A 25186-nucleotide genomic window follows, 5' to 3' on the forward strand; every position below is an offset into this window, starting at 1 on the left:
AGGTTGTAAAATGAGACAAACAATTTTAGCTGTATTGTCTTTATCAACGCTTGCCGTGCTCTTAACAGGGTGTGGCGGTGATATGGTACTTCTAAACTCAAAAGGTCCAGTAGCACAAGGTCAATCTGATCTTATGATGACTGCGATCTACCTCATGCTATTGGTAGTAATTCCATCAGCATTGATGGCTATATGGTTTAGTTGGAAATATCGTGCGTCAAATAAAGATGCAGACTATAAACCTACATGGGCACACTCTACTATTATCGAAATCGTAGTGTGGGGTATCCCGTGTATTATTATTGGTATTTTAGCGTATTTAACATGGTGGGGCTCGCACAAGTACGACCCTTATCGTCCGCTAGAATCAGAGAAATCACATTTAACTATTCAAGTTATTGCTGAACAGTTTAAATGGGTTTTTGTTTACCCTGAACAAGAAATTGCAACAGTTAACGAAGTTCGTTTCCCAGAAAAAACTCCGATTAATTTCAATATCACCTCTAACTTTACAATGAACTCTTTCTTCATTCCTCAGTTAGCTGGTCAGATTTATGCAATGGCGGGTATGCAAACTCAACTTCACGTCCTTGCGGATAATGAAGGTGTATACCGTGGTTTCTCTTCGAACTATTCAGGCTATGGTTTCACACAAATGCGCTTCCAAGCTCATTCTGTTTCAGAAGCTAAGTTCGCTGAATGGGTGTCTGCAGTAAAAGCTGGTAACGGTACTTCAATTAACCCTGAAGCTGTTCAAAAAACAGTTTTAGACCAAGCTGAATTTGCAACCTTGCGTGATGGTAACCGTTCAGAGAAACAAATCGCTGCGATGGTTAGTAACGCTAAAACCGATCTAGAGAAGCAACAAGCTGAAATTGCTCAAAAAGAAGGTCCGTATAAGGCACATCCTCATCCTGTGACTTACTACTCTTCTGTTGAAAAAGGCTTGTTTGAATCAATTATCAACAAATACATGGCAAACTACCACGGTGCAGATCACTCAGCAGAAGCTGAAGATCATGCTGTAGCTGTTGATGTAAATGCTGAACCTGCTTCTTCAGTTGTAGGGGAATAAGACATGAGCTTCTTAGGTAAGTTAAGTGTAGATGCTATCCCGTACGATCCAATCGTACAGGTAACAGTATTAATGATGATTTTAGGTGGTATCGCAGCAGTTGCTGGTATCACTTATTTCAAAAAATGGAGCTACTTGTGGAATGAATGGTTCACATCAGTAGACCATAAAAAGATTGGTATTATGTACCTTATCGTTTCTGTGGTAATGCTACTTCGTGGCTTCGCAGATGCGATTATGATGCGTCTTCAACTGTTCCTTGCAAAAGGTGGCGGTGAAGGTTACTTACACCCAGAACATTACGACCAGATCTTCACAGCACACGGTGTGATCATGATCTTCTTCGTTGCGATGGGTCTTGTAGTGGGTATGATGAACATTTCTGTTCCACTACAAATTGGTGCACGTGACGTAGCATTCCCATTATTAAACTCTCTAAGCTTCTGGTTATTCGCTGGTGCTGCTGGTTTGATGATGGTTTCTCTTGCGCTTGGTGAATTCGCTGCAACTGGTTGGATGGCTTACCCTCCTCTTTCTGGTATCGAATATTCTCCTGGTGTTGGTGTTGACTACTATATCTGGGCACTTCAGATCTCTGGTCTTGGTACACTTCTTACTGGTGTTAACTTCTTCGTTACCATCATTAAAATGCGTGCTCCTGGCATGGGTCTTATGGATATGCCGATCTTTACGTGGACATCTTTATGTACTGCAGTATTGATCATCGCATCATTCCCAGTGTTGACTGCAACAATTGCAATGTTAACGCTTGACCGTTACTTCGGTTTCCACTTCTTTACAAATGACATGGGTGGTAGCCCAATGTTGTATGTAAACTTGATTTGGACATGGGGTCACCCAGAAGTTTATATCTTGATCTTACCTGCATTCGGTCTATTCTCTGAGATTACTTCTGTATTCTCTCGTAAGACATTGTTTGGTTACAAATCAATGGTATATGCAACGATCGCGATTACAGTTCTTGCATTCGTTGTATGGTTACACCACTTCTTTACAATGGGTTCAGGTGCCAACGTTAACGCGTTCTTCGGTATCATGACCATGATTATTGCGATTCCTACAGGTGTGAAAATCTTCTCTTGGTTGTTCACAATGTATAAGGGTCGTATTACCTTCACATCACCAATGTACTGGACAGTTGGCTTCTTAGTGACTTTCGGTATCGGTGGTATGACTGGTGTACTTATGGCGGTTCCACCTGCGGACTTCCTTGTACACAACTCACTATTCTTAATCGCTCACTTCCATAACGTAATTATTGGTGGTGTTGTATTTGGTATGTTTGCTGGTATTACTTTCTACTGGCCGAAAATGTTCGGTTGGCAGTTAAGTGAATTCTGGGGCAAAGCATGCTTCTGGTTCTGGTTCTTCGGTTTCTACTTCGCGTTCATGCCATTGTATATCCTAGGTTTCATGGGTATGACTCGTCGTTTAAACTCGTATGACAACCCAGACTGGGATCCATATGTTGGTATCGCATTATTCGGTGCTGTATTAATCGCAATTGGTATTGCTTGTTTCATCATGCAAATCATTGTTGGATTCTTACAACGCGAACAAACTCGTGACGTTACAGGCGATCCATGGGATGCACGTACGCTTGAATGGGCGACTTCATCTCCAGCTCCATTCTATAACTTTGCAGTACTGCCTCAAGCGAACGGTATCGACCGCTTCTGGACTGACAAAGAAAATGGTGTAGCTTACGCACGTCCTGCTAAATATGAAGATGTTCATATGCCAACTAACCGTGCTGCGGGTGTACTTATTGCACTGATCATCACTGTTATGGGCTTTGCACTTATCTGGCACATTTGGTGGTTAGCGATTGTTTCTTTCGTTTCTGCAATCATCGGCTTTATCTGGAGCTCATTCACGAAGAAAGTGGATTACTATGTTCCAGCGGCTGAAGTAGAACGTATTGAAAACGAACGTTATGCGTTACTCGAAAAACACTTGAAGAAGGACTAAGGATATGGCTGAAGTACTTCATCACGAAAACCACGAGCATGATGAACATCATCACGATGATACAGACATCACGGTCTTTGGTTTTTGGACTTACTTGATGAGTGACTTGATTTTATTCGGTACACTCTTCATCGCGTTCGCTGTATTAAGCAGTCATATTCCACCTGGCACTCCAAGTGCAAAGGATCTTTTTGCAGATTCTTTAGGTTTCGTTTTAACTGAAACTTTCGCACTTTTGATTTCATCAGTGACATTTGGTTTTGCGGTACTTGCTTCTTACAAGAAAAATGTTGGTCAAGTTCTAGCTTGGTTAGCAGTTACATTTGTATTCGGTGCAATCTTCATCGGCATGGAACTTTATGAATTTAATCATTTAGTTCATGCTGGTCATGGACCAAGCGTGAGTGCGTTCTTATCTGCGTTCTTTACTTTAGTTGGTACCCACGGTATTCACGTAACTTCTGGTTTGGTATGGATGATCGTGTTGATGATTCAAATCAAAAAATATGGTTTGACTACAATCAATACTCGTCGTCTTGCTTGCCTAAGCTTGTTCTGGCACTTCCTTGACATCGTATGGATCTGCGTATTCAGCGTAGTGTACTTAATGGGAGTATTATAATGAGTCATGATCATAATGCTGCTGGTGCATCACACGGTAACGTAAAGCAATATACAATCGGGTTTGTACTTTCTGTTTTATTGACTGTAGTTCCATTCTACATGGCAATGAATACTGATAGCTTCAGCCGTGGTGCAATTATTGCTGTTATCGGTATTACAGCTGTTGCTCAGGTACTTGTACAATTAGTTTACTTCTTGCACATGAACTCATCTTCTGAGCAACGTTGGAACGTGATTGCATTTATCTATACAATTCTAACTATTGCTGTTCTTTTAGTTGGTTCTGTATGGATCATGAACTACTTACATTCAAACATGATGATCTAAACTGATTGTCATGTTTAAAAAGTACTTATTCCTGACTAAGCCAGGAATTCTCTTTGGTAACTTTGTTACCACTTTGGGTGGCTACTTTGTAGCTACCCAAGGTTCAGTAGATTTCCTTCTCCTGCTTCTTACCCTCATTGGCACTACCCTCGTAGTTGCATCTGGATGTGTGGTTAATAACGTTATTGATCAAGACATCGACCAAAAAATGCAGCGCACTCAAAATCGTGCGTTAGTTAAGAAAACCATTTCTGTTCAAATTGCATTAGCTTTTGCTTTGCTGTTAGGCATACTCGGTTTTGGTATTTTATGGTTTTGGGTAAATGCGTACGCTTTTTTATTCGCAGTTATTGGTTTTGTCGTATATGTTGGTTTTTACAGCTTATGGACAAAACGAACAACGATCCACCAAACTGTGGTCGGTAGTATTTCTGGTGCAGCCCCCCCTGTCATTGGATATACAGCGGTCGCGAATCAATTCGATTTAGGTGCGCTACTCATTTTCTTGGGTTATGCATTTTGGCAAATGCCTCACTCATGGGGAATTGCAATTTATCGTTTTGATGATTACAAAAATGCGGGTATTCCGATTCTTCCTGTTGCGCGCTCGATTGTTCGCACCAAGATCGAATCGCTGATTTACATTGTGCTATTTGCAATCTCAATGAACGCTTTATTTGTATTTGGCTATGCAAATTGGCTTTATTGTATAATTCTCAATGTATTGACTGTTTATTGGCTATATTTAAATATCATTGGATTTAAAGCTGAAAATGATCAATTATGGGCAAAGAAATATTTTTTATTCTCTGTTCTCCTAATTACGATTATTAGTATTTGCTTTAGTTTTACTGCTACTGCACCAATAAACAATCTTGTCATTTTTTAAAAGATAGAGAAGCCTCTATCTTTTTTTATCTTCGGTTTCAGCAGTCTATAAATATCTATACTCAACACTACGTTCAAATACTTTCTAAAAGCAAGTTAATTTTCAAAATTTAATAGTCCAATTTATTTTCTTCGTCGTTATATTTTCCTTTATTTTTCTTGTAATCTCCTGCCGACATCCTTACAATACAGCTTCGCATTTTTTTGCGACACATTAAGTTTTTTTGAAACCAATAAAATTTATTTGTGACTCCTTGCTTCTAACAAATGCGTTAGGGGCTGCATAAAACCGTAAGGAGCTGACAATGCGTCACTACGAAATCGTAATTCTGGTACATCCAGACCAAAGCGATCAAGTGGTAGGTATGGTAGAACGCTATATCTCTCACATTAAAGATGCTGAAGGTCAAATTCACCGTCTTGAAGATTGGGGCCGTCGCCAATTGGCTTACCCAATTAACAAAATTCACAAAGCGCACTACATTTTAATGAACGTTGAATGTAACCAAACTACGCTTAATGAATTGGAAGAATTATTCCGTTACAACGATGCTATTCTTCGTAACGTTATTATTCGTCGTGAAAACGCAATCACTGAAGAGTCTTTATTGGCTAAGAGTGCTGAAGAAAAACGTGCGCGTAAAGCTCAACGTGAAGAAGCACAACAAGCTCAAGACTCTGCTGAAGCATAAGGAGAACATCAATGGCACGTTTCTACCGTCGTCGTAAGTTCTGCCGCTTTACAGCTGAGAACGTTACATATATCGACTATAAAGATATCGATACTTTAAAACAGTACATCACTGAAAACGGCAAGATTGTTCCTAGCCGTATTACAGGTACTAAAGCTCGTTACCAACGTCAATTAGCTCTTGCTATCAAACAAGCTCGCTACTTAGCGTTGATTCCTTACACTGACAATCATAAGTGAGGTTGAGCTGTGGATATTATCTTATTACAACGCATTAAGAACCTTGGTAAATTAGGTGATAAAGTTTCAGTTAAAGCTGGTTACGGCCGCAACTACTTAATCCCTCAAGGTAAAGCAGTTGCTGCTACTGAAGCTAACACTGCTGCATTCGAAGCTCGTCGTGCTGAACTTGAGAAGCAAGAAGCTGAAGTATTAGCTGCTGCTCAAGCACGTGCTGACCAATTGAACGAAGTAAATATCGTAATCACTGCGAAAGCTGGTGACGAAGGTAAACTATTTGGTTCTATCGGTACTCGTGACATCGCTGACGCGTTGACAAATGCTGGTCTTGAAGTTGACCGTGCTGAAGTTCGTTTACCGAACGGTGCACTTCGTCACACTGGCGAATTCAACATCGCAATCCAATTGCACCATGATGTTGTTGCTGAAGTTCTCGTTACAATCGTATCTGAGTAATTTTATGCAAAGAAAAAGAGCATGCATCTGCATGCTCTTTTTTTATCCCTAATAATTATAAAATTTGATTTAGCAAGCTGAAATTTGGACTTAGTTTTTCATTTGTTATCGATATTATTTGTTGCACTGTCTTGCTTATGCATTTTGCATTAAGATAAGTCTCCCCCTTTTCATTTTCGTAATTATTGTAAATCAAGGTTTTATATGTCTCAGGCGACTGCCAAAAAAAATACGAATAACACTGAGTTAGATTTGCTAAAGAGTGAATCTTCAGCACTCAAAGAGTTTCGTACGCCTCCGCACAATCTTGCTATTGAACAGGCTGTTCTTGCCGCACTCATGACAGTAGCTGAGTCATTCGAACAAGTCAGCGATATATTAACCGAGAATGATTTTTACGCGACACGACATAAATATATTTTTAGAGCGATTGAAAAACTTTCTAAAGAAAGTTCACCTTATGATGCCGTATTGGTCAATGATTGGTTAATCAAACAGAACCTGCTTGATGCGATTGGTGGTGAAGAATATTTAATGCAATTGATGGCGGATTCTCCATCAAGCTTTTATAACCTTGAAACTTATGCCAATAAAATACGTGAATTTGCAACTTTGAGAAATATGATCAAAGTTGGTAATGAAATTCTACAAAATGCGTATGACACGAAAGGTCGAGAAGTCAGTGAAATTTTAGATTTAGCTGAGACCAGTATCTTTTCTTTGGCTGAACAACACAATAACAATGCTAAAGCTCAAGGACCAAAAGCAATTAATACCGTTGTCGCAGATGTATTCGATAAACTCAACGAATTATCACAACTTGATGGGAATATTACAGGTCTTACCACAGGATTTGTGGAGCTTGATAATAAAACATCAGGTATGCAAGCTGGAGATATGATCGTCGTTGCTGCCCGTCCATCAATGGGTAAAACAACTTTCGCAATGAATTTAGTCGAAAGTGTGCTATTTAATTGCAACCTTCCTGCTCTCGTATTCTCCATGGAGATGCCTGCTGACTCTATTGCCATGCGTTTAATTTCCTCGTTTGGTAAAGTGCATCAAGGACATTTACGATCTGGCAAATTAGATGGCGAAGAATGGAACAAGGTCACGGGAACTATTCTTCAACTGCAAGAGAAGCATCTCTATATTGATGATTCTTCTGCCCTCCCACCGACTGAAATGCGCGCACGTGCAAGACGTATCGCCAAACAACACGGTGGTAAGCTGGGTTGCATCATGGTCGATTACCTGCAGTTAATGAAAGTACCAGGTATGGGTGATAACCGTGTGGGTGAAATTGGTGAAATTTCTCGAAGCTTGAAAGCCTTGGCGAAAGAGATGCATTGCCCTGTGATTGCACTTTCGCAGCTTAACCGTTCACTCGAAAACCGTCCAAATAAACGTCCTGTGATGTCAGACTTACGTGAATCTGGAGCAATTGAGCAGGATGCCGATTTGATCATGTTCATTTATCGTGATGAGGTATATAACAAAGAGTCGAAAGAAGCAGGAACTGCCGAAATCATTATCGGTAAACAACGTAATGGTCCAATTGGTACTGTTCGACTCGCTTTTGAAGGCCAATATACGCGTTTCAGTAACCTATCACCTGAATATTATGCGCAAAACCAAGAAGAAGAGTAATTTTGCTTTGATCAATTCGTAGTTGAGAACGCACGAATTGATCTGACCACAATTATCTTTTTTCAGTTTAAAAGATTTAACCTTTCCACATGCCTCTAGGAGTAAATTAGAGTGCGCCAAGCAACGGTTTGTATTGACACACACGCATTGCAATACAATTTAAATCGCGTGAAACAACTTGCACCAAACTCTAAAGTTGTAAGTATGGTGAAGGCAAATGCTTATGGTCATGGCATTTCAGACTGTTTAGCCGCATTGAGCCAGTCTGATGCTTTTGGCGTTGCATGTTTAGAAGAAGCACTTGAAATACGTGAATTAGGTTTTAAACAATCTATCACATTAATTGAAGGTGTTTTTTCTGAAGATGAAATGCAAATTGCGATTGACCAACATATTGAAGTAATCGTTCATCATCATCAACAACTGCAGTGGTTGTTGCAAGTTAAAGATGCTTATATCGCCCGAAATCTAAAAGTATGGGTTAAACTAAATAGCGGAATGAACCGCTTAGGCTTCAAAATTGATGTAATCAAATCGATTATTCATCAATTAAAAAATGAAGGTTTTACCTGTGTACTTGCAATGCATTTTGCTAATGCAGATGTTGATCACCCTTTAAATGAACAACAAATATCTCAATTTCTTGAAGTAAAACAAGATTGTGCACCAATTATAGCTTCGTGTTGTAATTCAGCAGCAATTTATAAATACCCTGAATTGCATTTTGACTATGTTCGTCCTGGTATTATGCTGTACGGCGCAACGCCATTTGCAGATCGTGACGTCCACGCTCTAGATTTAAAACCTGTCATGACATTCAGTGCTGAGATTATTGCACTTAACACCATTCAATCAGGTGAAGCTGTAGGTTATGGCTCAACCTTTGTTGCACAGCGACCTATGCAATTAGCAATTGTCTCGATCGGATATGGTGATGGGTATCCAAGAGCTTTTATTCGTGATAATACGGTTTCACTAGATGGTCAATTGACCCCAGTGATCGGTCGAGTTGCCATGGATATGATTGCCATAGATGTTACTAATCTCAACGCAAAAATTGGTGATCTAGTAGAATTATGGGGTAAACATCGTTTAGTGGATGATGTTGCTGAAGCGAATGGTACGATTGGTTATGAGTTGTTATGTCGATTAAGCCAACGTCCGAAGCGTCTCAAAATGTAATGAGCGAATTAAATCAACGTAATGCTAAACAGCATTACGTTGTAGTTCATTAAAATCCGTATCCTGAGCGCGTGTCAAAAATCGAATTAAATAATCAGCTTGATCTTGTGTAAACTGTGTAGGCGTAAATTGACTAAATCCCATATCTATTAAAGCCTGCTTCACTGGACTTTGTCGTCCGACAAACTTCATAGACCATTCTTGAAATTGTTTTTTTTCAATATTTTTTCGCTGAAATAGGCGAATTTGATGATGGCGTTTATCCTTATGAAGCTTTTGCAACAATATATCTAGTGTGGCTTCATCACCCTCTAGACATTGAAAATAGTGCCCATCTGCATAATAAAGTGCTCCAGAAATTTGATGCTCAAAATTGAAATGACGGGCTTCAGTCAAGATTTCACGAACATCAATCAATAACCGACTTGCATCTGCAGTTGACACACTCGCATAACTGAACTGTTGCATTGCTTCCCCTAATTTTTATAGTAATGATTTAATATTCAATGCAACTCAATTTAATCTAAACTTAATCATAAAGCAAAATTATTGCCAATAGTCTTCTGTTGGACGTGGCAAACCGTTTAATCCTTGACGCAAAGTATCTGACCAAAGTTTACTAATAGATGAGAAATATGGATCATCATCATGAATACGTTTAGACAATGGAATCGCAAAACTATCTTTTTTATAAATACATACATCTAGTGGTAAGCCCACAGAAACATTAGATCTAAGGGTTGAATCAAATGAAATTAAACCGCATCTTAATGCTTCATCTAACTCAGTATTGTAATTTAATGCACGATCTAAAATTGGTTTACCGTATTTACTTTCCCCAATCTGAAAAAAGGGCGTATCTGACGTCGCATTGATAAAATTACCCTGAGGATAAATATTATATAACTGAATATCCTCCCCTTGAATTTGACCAGAAAGTAAAATCGTACAGTGATAATTACTTTGCTCTAGTTGATCAGTAGTCACATCCATAATGACAAGCTTTAAAGTATGACCAACCAATTCAGCCATCTCGAACATGCTATTCACACTATACAAATTAGGTTCGTGTTTTAAATCTAGCTGATTCTGCAAATGTCCTATAACGGCTTGTGTCGTCGCCAAATTACCCGCAGTTTGTATACTGATAAAACGCTCACCCTCAACACCGAAAAGATAGAGTTTACGAAATACAGAGATATGATCTACACCTGCATTTGTTCGCGTGTCACTGATACAAATTAAGCCATCACGTAAACGCATAGCACAACAATAGGTCATTGAAATCTCTCTTCTAAATTTTGTTCTAACACGGTAATACCTGAACGATAGTCGTCATACTCTCCACGCCACCAGCTTCTCGCACACCTCTGATAGGTGCAACGTCCCAATAATCACGCCCTAATGCAATATAAATGTGTGAACTTGGCGTATAGAGCTGATTGCTAACATCAAATGTATACCAAACTCCATCTATATAAGCTTCAGCCCAAGCATGGCTCGCCAAATGACTCATTTCTGGAACGTAAAGATATCCAGAAACATAACGCGCAGGAATATTTAACTCTCTACACATACCTACAAATACATGAGTATGATCCTGACATACCCCTTGTTGATGATGGAATGCATCTATTGCCGTAGTATTCACTTGAGTAGAATCTGAAATATATGGCATATGCTCAAGCAATGCAGAACTTAAATGTTTTAATTCATCACGAGTCTTTTTACTTACATGTTGAGCTGCAAAAGCTTTCATTTCAGCATCACATTGAGTCGCTGGGGTAATTTGTAGAAAAATACCGACTGGCACTTCTGACTCAATAGCTTGTTCTGAAACTGTATCGATTTCCATAATGCCCTGCGCCATAATACTTAAATTCTGATATGCATAGCGTTGAGTCGAAGTGATCCAAATATTATTAAAGGCATCTTTTGCTTCGACCTTATAACCAGGAATACTCACTGACCAAGCATCTACTTTTTGGTGAGCATTACTTTGAGGACACATTCGTATATATTGGATACTATTTTTTGCTGTTTCCGTATATTGATAATGGGTTTGATGATTAATCATCAATTTCATGCATCCACCTCAAATAAACATTGCACCTGATCATTCAATTGGTAAAAGCTATTAGCATTTGGATGCGCTAAAAGATGTTGCCAAGCCTCATCTAAACTGTCCCATCCTTTAGACTTCAACAGTTCAATCACAACACTTAAAGAATTGATTGTAGAATTAACATCCTGATTCAATCTTATTTCACGATCAAGATTTTCGAAATATTGTCCTAGACTAAAAAACAGAAAAATGTCTTCATTTTCAGCTTCTAGAATATCGCTACACTCATCAACAACAGTACAAATTAATCCTGCATTTTGTGTCGCTGTATCCACCATCTGTTTTAATTCTGAATAAGCCTGAACTGACAATACACCACGTAAATCTTGAATATTATTTTTCACACATTCAAATTGTTGCAAAAAAGAAGCTGGCTGATCATTACTCAGAATCAGCTCATTGAGCGAACACGCATTAAAAGCAGGTAAGCAAAAAGCATGTGCGTACTGTAATGCTTGAGCATCATCTTGAAATGGAAACTGACCACATAAATGTTGAATACGAGATAAATAACGGCCAACCCAGTAAATATTTTGTGCATTGCTGTTTAATATAATCATGACAAGCTCCTGGTTGTATATTTATGAATGTAGCAGATCTATAACCCACGTATCTTTAATGCCACCACCCTGTGATGAATTTACAACTAATGACCCTTCTTGCATCGCAACTCGGGTTAAACCTCCCGGCACGATTTCTGTTCGATATGGTGAACTTAAAATAAACGGTCTTAAATCAATGTGACGTTCAGCGATGCCAAATTCAGTTAAAGTGGGAGCGACTGAAAGCGCTAAAGTTGGTTGTGCAATGTAAGTATGCGGCTGTGCAATTAACTTTAATCTAAATTGTTCAATTTCTTGTTCGGTCGCTTTAGGACCAATTAACATGCCATAACCACCTGAACCTTGTGCCTCTTTAACCACTAATTTTTCTAAATTACAAAGTACATAATCGAGTTCATCACGCTCACGACATTGATAAGTCGGTACGTTATTTAAAATTGGCTTCTGGTTTAGATAGTAATCAATCATTTTATCGACATAAGGATAGATTGATTTGTCATCTGCCACCCCTGTGCCAGGCGCATTCGCAATCACGACATTGTGTTGTAAATATGCAGACATTAGGCCAGGTACACCTAATGTACTGTCTGGCATAAAACACAATGGATCAAGAAATCCATCATCTAGGCGTCGGTAAATGACATCGACTTGTTTTTTACCCCAAACGTTTTTGGCATAGACCTTAGCATTTTCAACGAATAAATCCTGACCTGTAACTAGAGGAACATCCATCTCACGTGCGAGGAAACAATGCTCATAATATGCACTGTTATATCGACCGGGTGTAAGCACCACGATAAATGGGTTATCTACTTCAGCATTTTCCTCGAGTATTTGTCTTAAAAGTTGTGGATATTGCTCTACACCTTGTAAATTTGATGACTTACAAAGTTCGGGCATCATTTTTTCACTAATTTTTCGACTTTCCAACATATAAGACACGCCTGATGGTGTTCTTAAATTGTCTTCTAGTACGAAGAAGTCACCTTGCTGATCACGAATAATATCGATTCCGCTAATTTGACTATAAACTTTACCTTTCAATGAATGTTTATACATCAATGGTTGGTATGCTTCATGAGTGAGCACTTGTAGCTCAGGCACTAAACCATCTTTTAAAATCGCCTGATTATGGTAAATATCATCTAAAAAAAAGTTTAATGCTTGCACTCTTTGCGCACAGCCTTGCTCTATTTTGTGCCATTGTTGTTTGGCAATTACACGTGGAATTAAGTCATATGGAATAATGCGATCTGTACCCTCAGCATCACCATAGACTGTAAATGTAATGCCCTGATTGAGGAAATGTTCCTTCGCTTGATGATTTAAAGATTTCAGCTCATCCAAGCTTCTTTCACATAACCAATTTTCGATTTTGCTAGATGCCTCTAATCCAATGGTTTTGTCATCTAAAAGTTCATTATAAAATTCAGATTTAAGTTGATCGAACAAATACGCAGTACTGTTTTGTTTAACTTCGATGTGCTTAGATTTTTCAAAAGCTTCAACGGTATGATCAGCCTCAAAATTTGCCAGAATTGAAGTGGTATCTTTTTCCTCTTTTAGCATACATACCTCTTAATTGTTATCAATTGTAAACAAAATTAAGCAATTTCAATGCCAAAAATTTACCTATTCATCTATTAATGCCCCATTTTTGAAGCATTCACAACGAAAAATGACCTAAAGATGTATCGAAATATAGTCAACTGCTTCGCTCTTCATGCTTGCTTATCTCTTTAAGATTTTTTATTGTGTGTTTGAAAAATATTTTCTCTTTATTCATTAGTTGATTATGTCCTCTCAAGAAAAAGAAACATCGAATAGCTTATATCGACAGTGGCAAATTCTTTCACGCTTGACCACTGGTAAATGGATGGGTACACGAGAGTTGCAAGAGACCCTGCAAAGAGAAGGCATTGAAATCAGTTTAAGAACCATTCAACGTGATTTAAATCAAATTTCTCAAAGATTTCCTATTGAGAGTAATAAAACTGTACCACAAGGTTGGCGTTGGCGATCAGATGCCCCTATTCAAAGCTTGCCGCATATGACCAGCTCTCAAGCGGTCACCTTTATGATGGTTGAAGAGCATTTAAAGCATTTGCTTCCTCCAAGTTTAATTGAAGAAATGAACCCTTGGTTCGAGCTTGCAAAACGCAGCTTATCTACACAAAACAATGTACGTCAGTGGATTAACCGTGTTCGTATTGTCCCAGCAAGCCAACCCTTGATCCCTCCTGTTGTAGAGAAACATGCGCAGCAAGCCATTTACGAAGGTCTATTACAAGATAAACAGATTGAATGTATATATCGTGCGCGTGGACCTGAAAGTGAAGAACGTGGTTATACCTTAAACCCGCTTGCACTGGTTCAAAAGGGCTCAATCATTTATTTGATTTGTACTCGACATGACAAATCAGAAGTTCAAACTTTTGCTTTACATCGTTTTAAATCTGCAAAAGTTCTAGAACAACGCGCCTTACACCCTGTTGACTTTGATATTGATGCTTACATTGAATCTGGTGCGCTCGGCTTTAGAGTTGATTTCAATAAACCCACTGAGCTCGTTCAACTCGAACTCTTTATGAATAAAGCTGATGCACTTTACTTTTCCGAAAGCCAACTCAGTAAAGATCAATCCATCACACAAGTATCCGATGATCTCTTTAAAGTGGTGGCTAATGTGCCCTTTACTTCACAATTGGTTTGGTGGCTCAGAAGCTTCGGCAAAAAAATCATTCGTATTGAACCACTCGATGTATTTAATGCCGTTCATGAAATTGAAAATTAAAAAAAGAGCCAAATTGGCTCTGAAGATTTTTTATTATCATATTTTCAGTATTGCGCTGATTTCTTATTTTGTTGAGTTTAAATACGCGAACTAAACTCCCCTTTAGCCCACGTACACTTTTCAATGTCGTTGGATTATGATTTACATCGTGCAGCATGCAATTTCATAACCATTATAACGAATACGCTTCATCGTCATGGCCTTTCCTCTTTATTGTGAACGTAGAATCAATATAACGATATCAACATCGATTGAGAAATAATCAATATTTCTTTATTAATCTATATTCTTGTTAAACGAAAATAACAAAATCTTTATCTAATTTATGAATAAATAGTTCTATGAGGATTAAAAAAACCCGCATCAAGCGGGTTTTTTAGGAAAGTAAAAGGTTTAAGCAGACTTTTTAGTTTGTGCATTCTTACGAATCGTAATCATCACCAATTGAACAGCAGCAGGTGTTACGCCCGGAATACGACTTGCTTGAGCAAGAGTTTCAGGACGAACCTCTTTGAGTTTCAAGGTAATTTCACGAGATAAACCAGATACCACGTCATAATCAAAATCAGCTGGAATCTTGGTTTCTTCAAGACGCTTCATTTGTGCAACATCCTGATGCTGACGGTTGATATAACCTTCGTATTTCACCGCAATCTCAATTTGGTCACCCACTTGAGCAGAAACATCAGAACCAGTAAGTTCCGCAATTTGAGCAAAAGTAATGTTTGGACGTTTCAACAAATCAATCGCTGAACATTCTTTTGAAAGATCCGCGCCTGTCATTTCAACGAATTTTTTACCCATTGGATTGTTTGGTGCAGCCCAAAGATGTTGCAAACGACCTGTTTCACGCTCAACCGCTTCCATTTTTTCACAATAAGCCGCCCAACGCTCGTCATCCACAAGACCCATTTCACGACCGATTGGCGTCAAACGCTGGTCTGCGTTATCTTCACGAAGCATCAAACGGTATTCCGCACGCGAGGTAAACATACGGTACGGTTCTTTCGTACCTAAAGTGATTAAGTCATCAACCAATACACCCATGTACGCTTCATCACGCTTCGGTGTCCATTGCTCTTGATCCCACGCACGGCGTGCAGCGTTCAGGCCTGCAAGTAAACCCTGTGCACCTGCTTCTTCATAACCAGTCGTACCGTTGATTTGACCTGCAAAATACAAGTTATTAATCGCTTTAGTTTCTAAAGTAAATTTCAACGCTTGTGGGTTGAAATAATCATATTCAATCGCATAACCCGGACGAAGAATGTGCGCATTTTCCATACCACGGATTGAGCGTACTAATTCAAACTGGACATCAAACGGTAAAGATGTAGAAATACCATTTGGATAAAGTTCATGTGTATCTAGGCCTTCAGGCTCTAAGAATACTTGGTGAGAATCTTTATCGGCAAATTTATGAATTTTATCTTCGATTGACGGACAGTAACGTGGACCTACACCTTCAATCACACCAGTATACATCGGTGAACGGTCTAGGCCGCCACGGATAATCTCATGTGTTTTTTCATTGGTATGCGTGATGTAGCAGTTGACTTGCTCTGGGTGCATAGATGCATCACCCATAAATGACATCGTTGGTGATGGGAAATCACCCGGCTGTGGTGTCATCACAGAGAAATCTACAGAACGTGCATCAATACGTGGTGGCGTACCTGTTTTTAAACGACCTACTGGCAATTGAAGCTCACGTAAACGGTGCGCTAAAGATATTGAAGGTGGATCACCTGCGCGACCACCGCTTGATTTCTCAAGACCAACATGAATCACGCCCCCCAAGAATGTACCAGCGGTTAACACGACTGTTTTCGCATCAAAGCGAATCCCCATTTGGGTGACTACACCTTTAACGGTATCGCCGTCAACAATGAGGTCATCTGCTGCTTGTTGGAAAATATCAAGATTGGCTTGGTTTTCTAATGTTTCGCGGATAGCCGCTTTATAACGTACACGGTCAGCCTGCGCACGCGTTGCACGAACTGCAGCACCTTTACGTGAGTTCAGAATACGAAACTGAATACCACCCTTGTCTGCTGCGAGTGCCATCGCACCACCTAAGGCATCAATTTCGCGAACAAGGTGTGATTTACCAATACCACCAATCGCTGGGTTACAGCTCATCTGCCCTAAAGTCTCAATATTATGAGTTAAGAGTAAAGTCTGTCGACCCATACGTGCCGCAGCAAGCGCTGCTTCTGTACCAGCGTGTCCGCCACCGATAACAATGACATCGTAAACTTTAGGATAATGCATAGTGGTATATGAGGAGATAAAAATAATGACAGAAAATTATAGCAAATTTTGTTTGCCTTGAGACAATCGAGAACAATTTAATTCTAATTTTTTTGAAGTCCAATAATATAAACTATTTTGATATAAAAATTTATAAATTTTGCAGATTTAAGTGATTTTTTAACAATTTAGAAAATTTATTTACAGCATTGCCCTTCCATTGATTTGACTATTTTTTCAACATATTCCTGTCATATTTTTTAACAAGAGTATACGAACATGAAAGTCCAGTTATTTACGATGTCAATGTTATGTTGTTTGGGTGTAAGCGTAAGTAGTATGAGTATTGCGAATGACAAAGTTGATAATGCTTATAATGCCAAACAATTCCAAAGCGTATGTAAGGGTAAAAGCGAAGGTGATGCTGTCAGTTTCCCGTATAAAGGAATCATTTGGAATGGTACTTGCCAAACTCAATTTTTCCCTACCCAAAGTAAAGATTTGAAAGGAAATGAAGAGCAGCTTAATTCAGCTTGTAAGTCTGATGCAGCGAGTGTTTCCGTGAATATTGAAGGTCAAGAATATAAAGGCAAATGTGCACTCGGATATGCGCCACCGATGCCAAAAGCGTCTTAATCCAATTTTTTAAATTCGACCATTTATGCAACCAATTGAAAAATTGGTTGCTTTTATTTATTGATAACGATAAAACAAAATTAAAAATAACGATCTATTTACAAATAACACAACAAAATTCAGGATGAATTTATGGACACAGGGATCCTTACGATTTTTTTACCTTTAGCACTTGCAATTGTGATGGCGGGTTTAGGACTTGAACTCACTGTTCAAGATTTTCTACGCGTTCGTAAACACCCTAAAGCAGTGCTCATCGCATTATTTTCCCAACTCGTCATTTTGGTTGGCGTTGCATTTATTATATGTAAAATACTCAATCTTTCGCCTTACTTGGCTGTCGGCTTAGTGTTGCTTGCTGCCTCACCAGGGGGTGCGACAGCCAATCTATTTAGCTATTTATACAAAGGTGATGTTGCCCTCAACATCACCTTGACTGCGATTAATGCCATTATTGCTGCAGTGACCTTGCCGCTTATCGTGAATTTTGCAATCACACATTTCATTCAGGATTCAACTCAAATTGGTCTACAATTTAGTAAAATTTTACAAGTGTTCGCCATTATTCTTATTCCAGTTGCCCTCGGTATGTTTGTGCGCTACAAATTTCCAAATGTTGCAACTAAACTAGAAAAACCAGTGCGTATTTTTGCCGTTGTATTCTTAGTGTTAATTATTGTCGGTGCAGTACTTTCTGAACGTGCCAACATTATGAATTATCTTGCTCAAATTGGTTTGGCAACAGCGTTATTTTGTATCGCAAGTCTTAGCGTTGGTTATTTTCTACCACGCTTCTTTGGTGTACCGAGTTTTCAAGCAAGAGCGTGTGCTTTTGAAATTGGTATCCATAACAGTACTTTGGCCATGGCGATTGCAATCACGATAATGAATAGCAGCGAAATTGCGATGCCAGCAGCCGTTTATTCAATCTTTATGTATATCTTCGCTGCTATTTTCGGCATGTTGCTGAATCGTTTTGCACCATTAGACCATCCGGCTGAGTTAACTCGAAACCACTCACAAATTAACTGATATTAATTGAGTTAACCAACTCATCTTAAAGGCACTGTAATCGTGCCTTTATTTATGCTTCAGGTTTTATCTGCATTCTTAAAGCGAATACAGTACAATGCTAACTCTCGTATTGCATATTTAGGTTTTTTTACTGTGAAGTGGTTACAAATCCATATTACTGTCGATCAAGCACAAGTTGATTTTACTGAAACATTATTATTATCTCTTGGTGCAGTCAGTGTGACGCTAGATGATGCAGAAGATCAAGCGTTATTAGAACCACTTCCAGGTGAGACTCCGCTTTGGAACAAAGTCATCGTAACGGGTATTTACGCTCAAGAAGAGGATGAAGAAATCGATGTCGTCGCACTAGAAACTTTCATTAAAGACCAGATGCCTGAAGCGCCTTTACGTTATGAGTTTATCGAAGATCAAGAGTGGGAACGCACTTGGATGGATGCATATGAGCCAATTCAAATTGGTGAAAAATATTGGATCGTGCCTGAGTGGATGGAAGCACCTGAAGCGGATGCGGTCAATATTAAATTAGATCCAGGCCTAGCTTTTGGTACAGGTAATCATGCTTCAACATTCCTCTGCCTACAATGGTTAGGTAAAACCGATGTGAAAGACAAAATCGTCATCGATTACGGCTGTGGTTCTGGCATTCTAGGTGTTGCTGCCCTACTGCTTGGTGCAAAAAAAGTATATGCAACAGATATTGATCCTCAAGCTGTACTCGCTACACAACAAAATGCTGAATTAAATGGCGTTCTCGAAAATTTATATGTCGGCTTACCTGAAGAATTTAATCAAGCACTCGGTGAGCAAAAGGCAGATGTATTTGTCGCAAATATTCTTGCTGGCCCACTGATGGCACTTGCTGAGGAGTTTTCAACACTCATTCAACCTGAGGGTGAATTCGCACTAGCCGGTATTATTGAAGAGCAAGTTGATGATGTTTCTCGTGTTTATGCTGAATTTTTTGATATATTAGACAAAGAAAAGCGTGATGAAAATTGGTACCGTCTTTCTGGGAAACGCCATAAATAAGTAGAGCTTAATTTAAGATATGAGTGATAAACAAACCCGCTGCCCAAATTGCTCCACAATTTACAAGGTATCAGTCACCCAGTTAACTGTTGCCGAGGGTATGGTTTGTTGTCCTAAATGTTCTGCTGAGTTTAATGCGCTTCTACATCTATTCAATCCTCAACCGAAAGTGGTTGAGCCTTTAATCAAAGAAGTCCAAGAAAGTACCGCACCATCTGAAGATGTGATCGAACCCAAACAAGAACAACACCTATTGGATATTTTCGATCGTAAAGTTGCAAATTCAAATATTACCTTGCGTACGTATTTAAATAACTTAAATACGTTCAATCATGATCCGATTACCAATTACCCTTCTTTAAATCTTTCATCATCAATCCATGCCAATAGCCAATCGAAACCAAGAACTAAGCTTTATATTGCGACATGGGCGATCGTAAATACAATTTTAGCGTTATTACTGGTTTTTCAATTTTTATGGTTTAACCCTAATGTATTGCAACGCTCACCTGCGCTGAATCAGGCATTTATATCAGCATGTAACTTATTTAATTGTGACACGCTCGATGAACGCTATACCTATATAAAAGTACAAGACTTCAATATTGAGTCAACGTCAGCGATATCTACTGTTTTTTCAGGTCACTTGGTGAACCAATATAGCAAAGGGCTAAAACTGCCTCTGTTAAAAATAAGCATTTATCAACAAGGGAAGTTGATTTCATCTTCTATTAAAGCACCCAATGAATATTTAGTAGAAAGTTTGCATGGAATTACACGAATTCCTCAAGACAGTCCATTTGGTTTCAAATTTAGTATAAATTTTTCTCAATCTGAGTTTGACAATTACAAATTGGAAGTTATACGACCATAAGATCAAAAAAAACGATAAAAAAATTAAAAAAAATGTAGTTTTCTTGCTCACTTTTTCATAGACAATGGTATGATACGCGCCACGAAAGCTTTGTACCGCAAACTCCTCGCAATTTCTCAAAATAAATACAGTTCTGTTCATGTGCTTAATTTTTTTATTCAGCGCATCAGGGATGTTTTTTGTTTTATGTGGAACCGTAACAAATATTAAACTATTGTTACGCTTATTTTTCACTCAATTGCTCTAGTTGTGGCAAGCTAATTGTTCTTGTTTTAGAGTCGACCGTTTTAGGACCTAAAACGGAGCTCGTTTTTTTTATTTTGACCACAAAATCACTTTTACCCTAAGTGATTATTGATTCTCGGATTAACTCGCATGAATAGCAAATCTCCTATTTTTACTGCACAATCTGATGTCGCTCTTCGTATTCACGTAGATCGCGCAGTTCGCCATTATTTTGCACAATTGCAAGGCGAGCAACCATCTCAAGTTTATGACATGGTTTTAGCAGAAATGGAGAAACCTCTTTTATCTGTAGTGTTAGAATATACACGTGGCAACCAGACTCGCGCTGCTGAGATTCTAGGCCTTAACCGTGGTACTTTACGTAAAAAGTTGAAAGCTCACGGTTTAATGAGTGAATAAATGATAAAATGCTTGCGGCTTCCGCGGGCATTTTTTTTACCTGCTATTTAGCTTTTTTGTTTTAATTCTTGATAACTGTGACTAAATCATGACTATTAAACGCGCATTAATCTCTGTTTCTGATAAAACAGGCATTGTTGAATTTGCCCAAGACCTTGTTGCTCTAGGGGTAGAAATTTTATCTACTGGCGGTACTTATAAGTTGTTACGTGACAACAATATTGCTGTAGTCGAAGTTTCAGAGCACACTGGTTTTCCAGAGATGATGGACGGACGTGTAAAAACACTTCATCCGAAAATCCACGGTGGTATCTTGGCTCGTCGTGGTCTAGATGAAGCTGTGATGGCTGAACACAACATCGATGCGATCGATTTAGTTGTGGTAAACCTTTATCCATTTGCTGCAACTGTTGCAAAACCTAACTGCTCACTTGCTGATGCGATTGAAAATATCGACATCGGTGGTCCAACGATGGTTCGTGCTGCTGCGAAAAACCATGCGTCTGTAGGTATCGTTGTAAATGCATCTGACTATGCGACTGTAGTTGCTGAGCTTAAAGCTGAAGGCTCACTTTCTTATGCAACCCGTTTTGACTTAGCAGTTAAAGCATTTGAACATACTGCTCAGTACGACGGTATGATCGCATCTTACTTAGGCGCTCGCGTTGGTAAAGAAGAAGGTCAAGCTGATCAATTTGCACGTACATTCAATACGCAATTGAATAAAGCGCAAGATTTACGTTACGGTGAAAACCCACATCAATCTGCTGCATTCTATGTTGACCCTGCTGCAACTGAAGCCTCTGTTTCTACTGCTAAACAGTTACAAGGTAAAGAATTATCTTATAACAACATCGCAGATACTGATGCCGCACTTGAATGTGTTAAATCATTCGCTAAACCTGCTTGTGTAATTGTAAAACACGCAAACCCATGTGGCGTTGCAGTGTCTTTAGACGGTATTAAAGCTGCATATGACCTTGCATATGCAACTGATCCAGAATCAGCTTTCGGTGGCATCATTGCATTCAACCGTGAATTAGATGTTGAAACTGCACAAGCCATTGTTGACCGTCAATTTGTTGAAGTGATCATTGCACCAAGCGTTGCTGAAGGTGTATTAGAAGTTACTGGTGCGAAGAAAAACGTACGTGTACTTGTATGTGGCGAATTACCAGCAATTGACGAACGTGCTCCACAAATGGACTACAAACGTGTAAACGGTGGTTTACTCGTTCAAGATCAAGACTTAGGTATGATTACTAAAGATGATCTTAAAGTTGTGACGAAACGTGCCCCAACTGAACAAGAAATTGATGACATGATCTTTGCTTGGAAAGTTGCGAAATACGTTAAATCAAACGCGATTGTTTATGCTAAAAACCGTCAAACGATTGGTGTGGGTGCAGGTCAAATGAGCCGCGTAAACTCTGCTCGTATTGCTGCGATCAAAGCTGAACATGCAGGCTTAGTCGTTGAAGGTGCAGTAATGGCATCTGACGCATTCTTCCCATTCCGTGATGGTATTGATAACGCCGCTAAAGCAGGTATCAAATGTATTATCCAACCGGGTGGTTCAATGCGTGATGAAGAAACGATTGCTGCTGCTGACGAAGCAGGTATTGCAATGGTGTTCACTGGCATGCGTCATTTCCGTCATTAATTAATGGTTCGTGTCATGATGACTTCTCATAAGTCACCTATAACACTGATAAGAGATTTTTAATCTTGCCTAAAGTCCTCTTCTATTCATTTAGTTGAGGACTTTATGTCATTTTCGATTCATGGAGTATGAACCGATGAATATTTTAGTTTTGGGTAATGGCGGTCGTGAACATGCGTTAGCATGGAAAATCGCTCAAGATGAAAAAGTAGCTAAAGTTTTTGTTGCACCGGGTAATGCGGGCACAGCAACTGAACCAAAATGTGAAAATGTAGCACTTAACATTTTAGATAACCCTGCCATTATCGACTTTGCAAAAAATAATGCCGTGGACCTGATTGTTGTCGGTCCTGAAGCACCGCTTGTAAATGGTGTAGTCGATGCTTGTCGCGCTGCAGGTGTGAAAATTTGGGGTCCTACCCAATTTGCAGCACAATTAGAAGGCTCTAAAGCATTTGCGAAGCACTTCTTGAAACGTCACAACATCCCAACCGCTTTCTATGACGTGTTCACAGAAGTCGATACTGCTAAGGCATTTGTTGAGAAAAATGGTGCGCCGATCGTGATCAAAGCTGACGGTCTTGCTGCTGGTAAAGGCGTGATCGTTGCGATGACCAATCAAGAAGCATTCGATGCAATTGATGACATGCTTGCAGGCAACAAATTTGGTGATGCAGGTTCACGCGTTGTCATCGAAGAGTTCTTGGCAGGTGAAGAAGCATCTTTCATTTGTATGATTGATGGCGACAACATTTTACCTATGGCTACGTCACAAGATCATAAACGTATCTTTGAAGGTGACCAAGGTCCTAACACTGGTGGTATGGGTGCTTACTCTCCTGCTCCTGTTGTAACGGCTGAAGTTTTTGAAAAAACCATGAATGAAGTGATGCGTCCTACCGTTGAAGGTATGAAAAAAGACGGTCACGTTTATACAGGTTTCTTATACGCAGGTTTGATGATTGATGAACAAGGTCAACCAAAAGTGATCGAGTTTAACTGTCGTTTCGGTGATCCTGAAACTCAACCGATTATGATGCGTTTAAAATCATCTTTAGTTGAATTAGTTGAAGCTGGTATTGAAGGTAAACTTCCTACAGAAGCTGAATGGGATGAGCGTAAAACGGTTGGTATCGTACTTGCATCCAAGGGCTACCCTGAAACGTCTAGCAATGGCGATGTGATTTCTGGTTTAGATACGGAAATGGCAGATGCGAAAGTGTTCCATGCAGGTACGAAAGCCAATGAGAATGGTGACATCGTAACTGCTGGTGGTCGTGTCCTTTGCGTGACTGCACTTGGCAATACCATTGGTGAAGCACAAGCAAAAGCTTTAGAGCTTTGCCAAAAAGTAACGTTTGACGGCGTTCAATACCGTAAAGATATTGGTTACCGTGCCATTGCTCGTGAAAATGCTTAATTTAAATTAAATGTAAAAAAACCCAACTTCAGTGGGTTTTTTTATGCCAAAATGAAATCAATGGCTATTATTTAAAAATACAAAAAATGCATGATGAGGAAAAATTTCGTCTAAAACTTAAATTGATTGTAGAACTTTGTACAGCAAAAGAGATTCAAGATTGGGCTGAAGCAACCCTTCTAAAAGACGTACATAATGAATTTGCGCTTAATCTCTGCTTCATGGAATCAGCAGATAAAATAGAAAAATATTTTATCGAGATCAATCCGCACTTGTTAACAATCGATACAGAAAAAATTGCTCTGTCCGTTTTAGAAGACTATGTGCAAAAAAAGTTGCCACACAAATTAAATCATCAATATAAATATCATCTTCACAATTTAATTTTTCTTTCTGAATATCTCCATGAGCTTAATGACAAATTGAAAGTAGGTAGCTTATATAGCTATATTATTATTTACGACGAGGAAATACATTTAGTTTCTAATACGTCAGCTCAACATATATATAGAGAATTATATAAATTTCTAGTTAAATGGGTTCAAAATGCACATATAATTTAATTTCAAAGTGACTAAAAATGATTCATTCTTTAGAAAATGCTTTTCCATTACATTGTAGGAATGACATCGATACCATAAAAAATTATTTAGTTTTAGAAGATATGGATGCATGTCGTATTATTACTTTGAATCAAAGTATTTTTCACATCCCTTATCGGATTTATAATGAACCATTAACGATGGTTCAACTCGAATCATTCACACATCACCAACAACTTAAGATCTCTTTCATAAATCAAAAAAAGATCTATCCCTTGCTGACTATTTGTACCGAATAATTTTAAATATTCATGCATAATTTGCGAATGAAATACATCGACTCAAAGAAGCTCTCTGAAACACAGTTTAAGCGATATACAGGCATCTCATGGTCAACCTTTGATTTAATGGCTGAACAGCTAAAAATGCTTGTACCTGCTAAAGGTAGACCATCTAAGTTAAGTGTAGAAGATCAAATC

Annotated in this window: 24 protein-coding genes and 1 pseudogene; 19 read left to right on the forward strand and 6 right to left on the reverse strand. The window is 38.9% G+C overall.

Annotation, left to right across the window (positions count from 1 at the left end; all coding sequences use genetic code 11):
• The first annotated feature begins 10 nt into the window (after positions 1 to 10).
• The 10 genes from cyoA (at position 11) to alr (ending at position 9125) form a co-directional block, all read left to right on the forward strand.
• Positions 11 to 1075 (forward strand): ubiquinol oxidase subunit II, encoded by a 1065-nt coding sequence (gene cyoA, locus FTV17_RS04030; RefSeq protein WP_179998263.1) that lies wholly within the window; start codon positions 11 to 13, stop codon positions 1073 to 1075.
• A 3-nt stretch (positions 1076 to 1078) separates the two neighbouring features.
• Entirely contained in the window at positions 1079 to 3067 is a 1989-nt protein-coding gene (gene cyoB, locus FTV17_RS04035) for a cytochrome o ubiquinol oxidase subunit I (RefSeq protein WP_179998264.1), read from the forward strand.
• Between the two features lie 4 nt (positions 3068 to 3071).
• Positions 3072 to 3689 (forward strand): cytochrome o ubiquinol oxidase subunit III, encoded by a 618-nt coding sequence (gene cyoC / locus FTV17_RS04040; protein WP_035267060.1) that lies wholly within the window; start codon positions 3072 to 3074, stop codon positions 3687 to 3689.
• Positions 3686 to 4018, forward strand: coding sequence for a cytochrome o ubiquinol oxidase subunit IV (gene cyoD / locus FTV17_RS04045; RefSeq protein ID WP_171076771.1), 333 nt, complete (start codon positions 3686 to 3688; stop codon positions 4016 to 4018). Before cyoC ends, cyoD begins: the two co-directional genes overlap by 4 nt.
• Positions 4019 to 4028: 10 nt before the next feature.
• Positions 4029 to 4907, forward strand: a complete 879-nt coding sequence (cyoE, locus tag FTV17_RS04050; RefSeq protein ID WP_035267056.1) for a heme o synthase — start codon at positions 4029 to 4031, stop codon at positions 4905 to 4907.
• A 304-nt stretch (positions 4908 to 5211) separates the two neighbouring features.
• Entirely contained in the window at positions 5212 to 5598 is a 387-nt protein-coding gene (rpsF, locus tag FTV17_RS04055; protein WP_035267614.1) for a 30S ribosomal protein S6, read from the forward strand.
• A gap of 11 nt (positions 5599 to 5609) precedes the next feature.
• On the forward strand, positions 5610 to 5837 hold the full coding sequence (rpsR, locus tag FTV17_RS04060; protein WP_004719336.1) for a 30S ribosomal protein S18: 228 nt from the start codon (positions 5610 to 5612) through the stop codon (positions 5835 to 5837).
• 9 nt (positions 5838 to 5846) lie between these two features.
• On the forward strand, positions 5847 to 6293 hold the full coding sequence (gene rplI, locus FTV17_RS04065; protein WP_035267617.1) for a 50S ribosomal protein L9: 447 nt from the start codon (positions 5847 to 5849) through the stop codon (positions 6291 to 6293).
• Positions 6294 to 6497: 204 nt separating this feature from the next.
• On the forward strand, positions 6498 to 7943 hold the full coding sequence (gene dnaB, locus FTV17_RS04070) for a replicative DNA helicase (protein ID WP_035267619.1): 1446 nt from the start codon (positions 6498 to 6500) through the stop codon (positions 7941 to 7943).
• 111 nt (positions 7944 to 8054) lie between these two features.
• The gene (alr, locus tag FTV17_RS04075) at positions 8055 to 9125 is read left to right on the forward strand and encodes an alanine racemase (protein ID WP_179998265.1); all 1071 of its coding nucleotides are present in this window, start codon (positions 8055 to 8057) and stop codon (positions 9123 to 9125) included.
• Between the two features lie 24 nt (positions 9126 to 9149).
• On the opposite strand, the gene FTV17_RS04080 is transcribed toward alr, so the two are convergent.
• The 5 genes and pseudogenes from FTV17_RS04080 to FTV17_RS04100 form a co-directional block, all read right to left on the reverse strand.
• On the reverse strand, positions 9150 to 9593 hold the full coding sequence (locus FTV17_RS04080) for a BLUF domain-containing protein (RefSeq protein ID WP_179998266.1): 444 nt from the start codon (positions 9591 to 9593) through the stop codon (positions 9150 to 9152).
• A 78-nt stretch (positions 9594 to 9671) separates the two neighbouring features.
• Positions 9672 to 10406, reverse strand: coding sequence for a peptidase (locus tag FTV17_RS04085; protein WP_179998267.1), 735 nt, complete (start codon positions 10404 to 10406; stop codon positions 9672 to 9674).
• Between the two features lie 25 nt (positions 10407 to 10431).
• Complete coding sequence (locus FTV17_RS04090; protein WP_179998268.1) at positions 10432 to 11211, reverse strand: transglutaminase family protein; 780 nt, start codon at positions 11209 to 11211, stop codon at positions 10432 to 10434.
• Positions 11208 to 11810, reverse strand: coding sequence for an alpha-E domain-containing protein (locus FTV17_RS04095; RefSeq protein WP_179998269.1), 603 nt, complete (start codon positions 11808 to 11810; stop codon positions 11208 to 11210). The genes FTV17_RS04090 and FTV17_RS04095 overlap by 4 nt, the downstream gene beginning before the upstream one ends.
• A 21-nt stretch (positions 11811 to 11831) precedes the next feature.
• A pseudogene (locus FTV17_RS04100) lies at positions 11832 to 13301 on the reverse strand (circularly permuted type 2 ATP-grasp protein); the annotation flags it as partial.
• A 307-nt stretch (positions 13302 to 13608) separates the two neighbouring features.
• Here FTV17_RS04100 and FTV17_RS04105 point away from each other — a divergent pair.
• On the forward strand, positions 13609 to 14607 hold the full coding sequence (locus FTV17_RS04105) for a YafY family protein (protein WP_179998271.1): 999 nt from the start codon (positions 13609 to 13611) through the stop codon (positions 14605 to 14607).
• A 393-nt stretch (positions 14608 to 15000) separates the two neighbouring features.
• Here the strand turns inward: FTV17_RS04105 and mnmG are convergent, their stop codons facing one another.
• A complete protein-coding gene (gene mnmG, locus FTV17_RS04110; RefSeq protein ID WP_179998272.1) occupies positions 15001 to 16881 on the reverse strand; it encodes a tRNA uridine-5-carboxymethylaminomethyl(34) synthesis enzyme MnmG in 1881 nt (626 codons plus the stop codon).
• 258 nt (positions 16882 to 17139) lie between these two features.
• On the opposite strand from mnmG, the gene FTV17_RS04115 reads away from it, so the two are divergent.
• From FTV17_RS04115 to FTV17_RS04150, 8 genes are all read left to right on the forward strand, one after another.
• Positions 17140 to 17496 (forward strand): hypothetical protein, encoded by a 357-nt coding sequence (locus FTV17_RS04115; RefSeq protein ID WP_179998273.1) that lies wholly within the window; start codon positions 17140 to 17142, stop codon positions 17494 to 17496.
• Positions 17497 to 17628: 132 nt separating this feature from the next.
• Complete coding sequence (locus tag FTV17_RS04120; RefSeq protein WP_035267632.1) at positions 17629 to 18528, forward strand: bile acid:sodium symporter family protein; 900 nt, start codon at positions 17629 to 17631, stop codon at positions 18526 to 18528.
• Positions 18529 to 18663: 135 nt separating this feature from the next.
• A complete protein-coding gene (gene prmA, locus FTV17_RS04125) occupies positions 18664 to 19563 on the forward strand; it encodes a 50S ribosomal protein L11 methyltransferase (protein WP_179998296.1) in 900 nt (299 codons plus the stop codon).
• 19 nt (positions 19564 to 19582) lie between these two features.
• Complete coding sequence (locus FTV17_RS04130) at positions 19583 to 20437, forward strand: DUF3426 domain-containing protein (protein WP_179998274.1); 855 nt, start codon at positions 19583 to 19585, stop codon at positions 20435 to 20437.
• A gap of 375 nt (positions 20438 to 20812) precedes the next feature.
• A complete protein-coding gene (fis, locus tag FTV17_RS04135) occupies positions 20813 to 21082 on the forward strand; it encodes a DNA-binding transcriptional regulator Fis (protein ID WP_001086304.1) in 270 nt (89 codons plus the stop codon).
• A gap of 88 nt (positions 21083 to 21170) precedes the next feature.
• Positions 21171 to 22745: a bifunctional phosphoribosylaminoimidazolecarboxamide formyltransferase/IMP cyclohydrolase gene (gene purH / locus FTV17_RS04140; RefSeq protein WP_179998275.1), complete on the forward strand. Its 1575-nt coding sequence runs from the start codon at positions 21171 to 21173 to the stop codon at positions 22743 to 22745.
• 136 nt (positions 22746 to 22881) lie between these two features.
• Entirely contained in the window at positions 22882 to 24165 is a 1284-nt protein-coding gene (purD, locus tag FTV17_RS04145) for a phosphoribosylamine--glycine ligase (protein WP_179998276.1), read from the forward strand.
• A gap of 86 nt (positions 24166 to 24251) precedes the next feature.
• Positions 24252 to 24728, forward strand: coding sequence for a hypothetical protein (locus FTV17_RS04150; RefSeq protein ID WP_179998277.1), 477 nt, complete (start codon positions 24252 to 24254; stop codon positions 24726 to 24728).
• Positions 24729 to 25186 lie beyond the last annotated feature (458 nt).

It is taken from the genome of Acinetobacter sp. YH12239, from assembly GCF_013417635.1.
Taxonomy (GTDB): Bacteria; Pseudomonadota; Gammaproteobacteria; order Pseudomonadales; family Moraxellaceae; genus Acinetobacter.

What these genes read in the sequence shown, in the direction of transcription:
- cyoA (WP_179998263.1), top strand. Translation starts at nt 11, where the DNA reads ATGAGACAAACAATTTTAGCTGTATTGTCTTTATCAACGCTTGCCGTG.
- cyoB (WP_179998264.1), top strand. Translation starts at nt 1,079, where the DNA reads ATGAGCTTCTTAGGTAAGTTAAGTGTAGATGCTATCCCGTACGATCCA.
- cyoC (WP_035267060.1), top strand. Translation starts at nt 3,072, where the DNA reads ATGGCTGAAGTACTTCATCACGAAAACCACGAGCATGATGAACATCAT.
- cyoE (WP_035267056.1), top strand. Translation starts at nt 4,029, where the DNA reads ATGTTTAAAAAGTACTTATTCCTGACTAAGCCAGGAATTCTCTTTGGT.
- rpsF (WP_035267614.1), top strand. Translation starts at nt 5,212, where the DNA reads ATGCGTCACTACGAAATCGTAATTCTGGTACATCCAGACCAAAGCGAT.
- rpsR (WP_004719336.1), top strand. Translation starts at nt 5,610, where the DNA reads ATGGCACGTTTCTACCGTCGTCGTAAGTTCTGCCGCTTTACAGCTGAG.
- dnaB (WP_035267619.1), top strand. Translation starts at nt 6,498, where the DNA reads ATGTCTCAGGCGACTGCCAAAAAAAATACGAATAACACTGAGTTAGAT.
- FTV17_RS04080 (WP_179998266.1), bottom strand. Translation starts at nt 9,593, where the DNA reads ATGCAACAGTTCAGTTATGCGAGTGTGTCAACTGCAGATGCAAGTCGG.
- FTV17_RS04085 (WP_179998267.1), bottom strand. Translation starts at nt 10,406, where the DNA reads ATGACCTATTGTTGTGCTATGCGTTTACGTGATGGCTTAATTTGTATC.
- FTV17_RS04090 (WP_179998268.1), bottom strand. Translation starts at nt 11,211, where the DNA reads ATGAAATTGATGATTAATCATCAAACCCATTATCAATATACGGAAACA.
- FTV17_RS04095 (WP_179998269.1), bottom strand. Translation starts at nt 11,810, where the DNA reads ATGATTATATTAAACAGCAATGCACAAAATATTTACTGGGTTGGCCGT.
- FTV17_RS04105 (WP_179998271.1), top strand. Translation starts at nt 13,609, where the DNA reads ATGTCCTCTCAAGAAAAAGAAACATCGAATAGCTTATATCGACAGTGG.
- mnmG (WP_179998272.1), bottom strand. Translation starts at nt 16,881, where the DNA reads ATGCATTATCCTAAAGTTTACGATGTCATTGTTATCGGTGGCGGACAC.
- FTV17_RS04115 (WP_179998273.1), top strand. Translation starts at nt 17,140, where the DNA reads ATGAAAGTCCAGTTATTTACGATGTCAATGTTATGTTGTTTGGGTGTA.
- FTV17_RS04120 (WP_035267632.1), top strand. Translation starts at nt 17,629, where the DNA reads ATGGACACAGGGATCCTTACGATTTTTTTACCTTTAGCACTTGCAATT.
- FTV17_RS04130 (WP_179998274.1), top strand. Translation starts at nt 19,583, where the DNA reads ATGAGTGATAAACAAACCCGCTGCCCAAATTGCTCCACAATTTACAAG.
- fis (WP_001086304.1), top strand. Translation starts at nt 20,813, where the DNA reads ATGAATAGCAAATCTCCTATTTTTACTGCACAATCTGATGTCGCTCTT.
- purH (WP_179998275.1), top strand. Translation starts at nt 21,171, where the DNA reads ATGACTATTAAACGCGCATTAATCTCTGTTTCTGATAAAACAGGCATT.
- purD (WP_179998276.1), top strand. Translation starts at nt 22,882, where the DNA reads ATGAATATTTTAGTTTTGGGTAATGGCGGTCGTGAACATGCGTTAGCA.
- FTV17_RS04150 (WP_179998277.1), top strand. Translation starts at nt 24,252, where the DNA reads ATGCATGATGAGGAAAAATTTCGTCTAAAACTTAAATTGATTGTAGAA.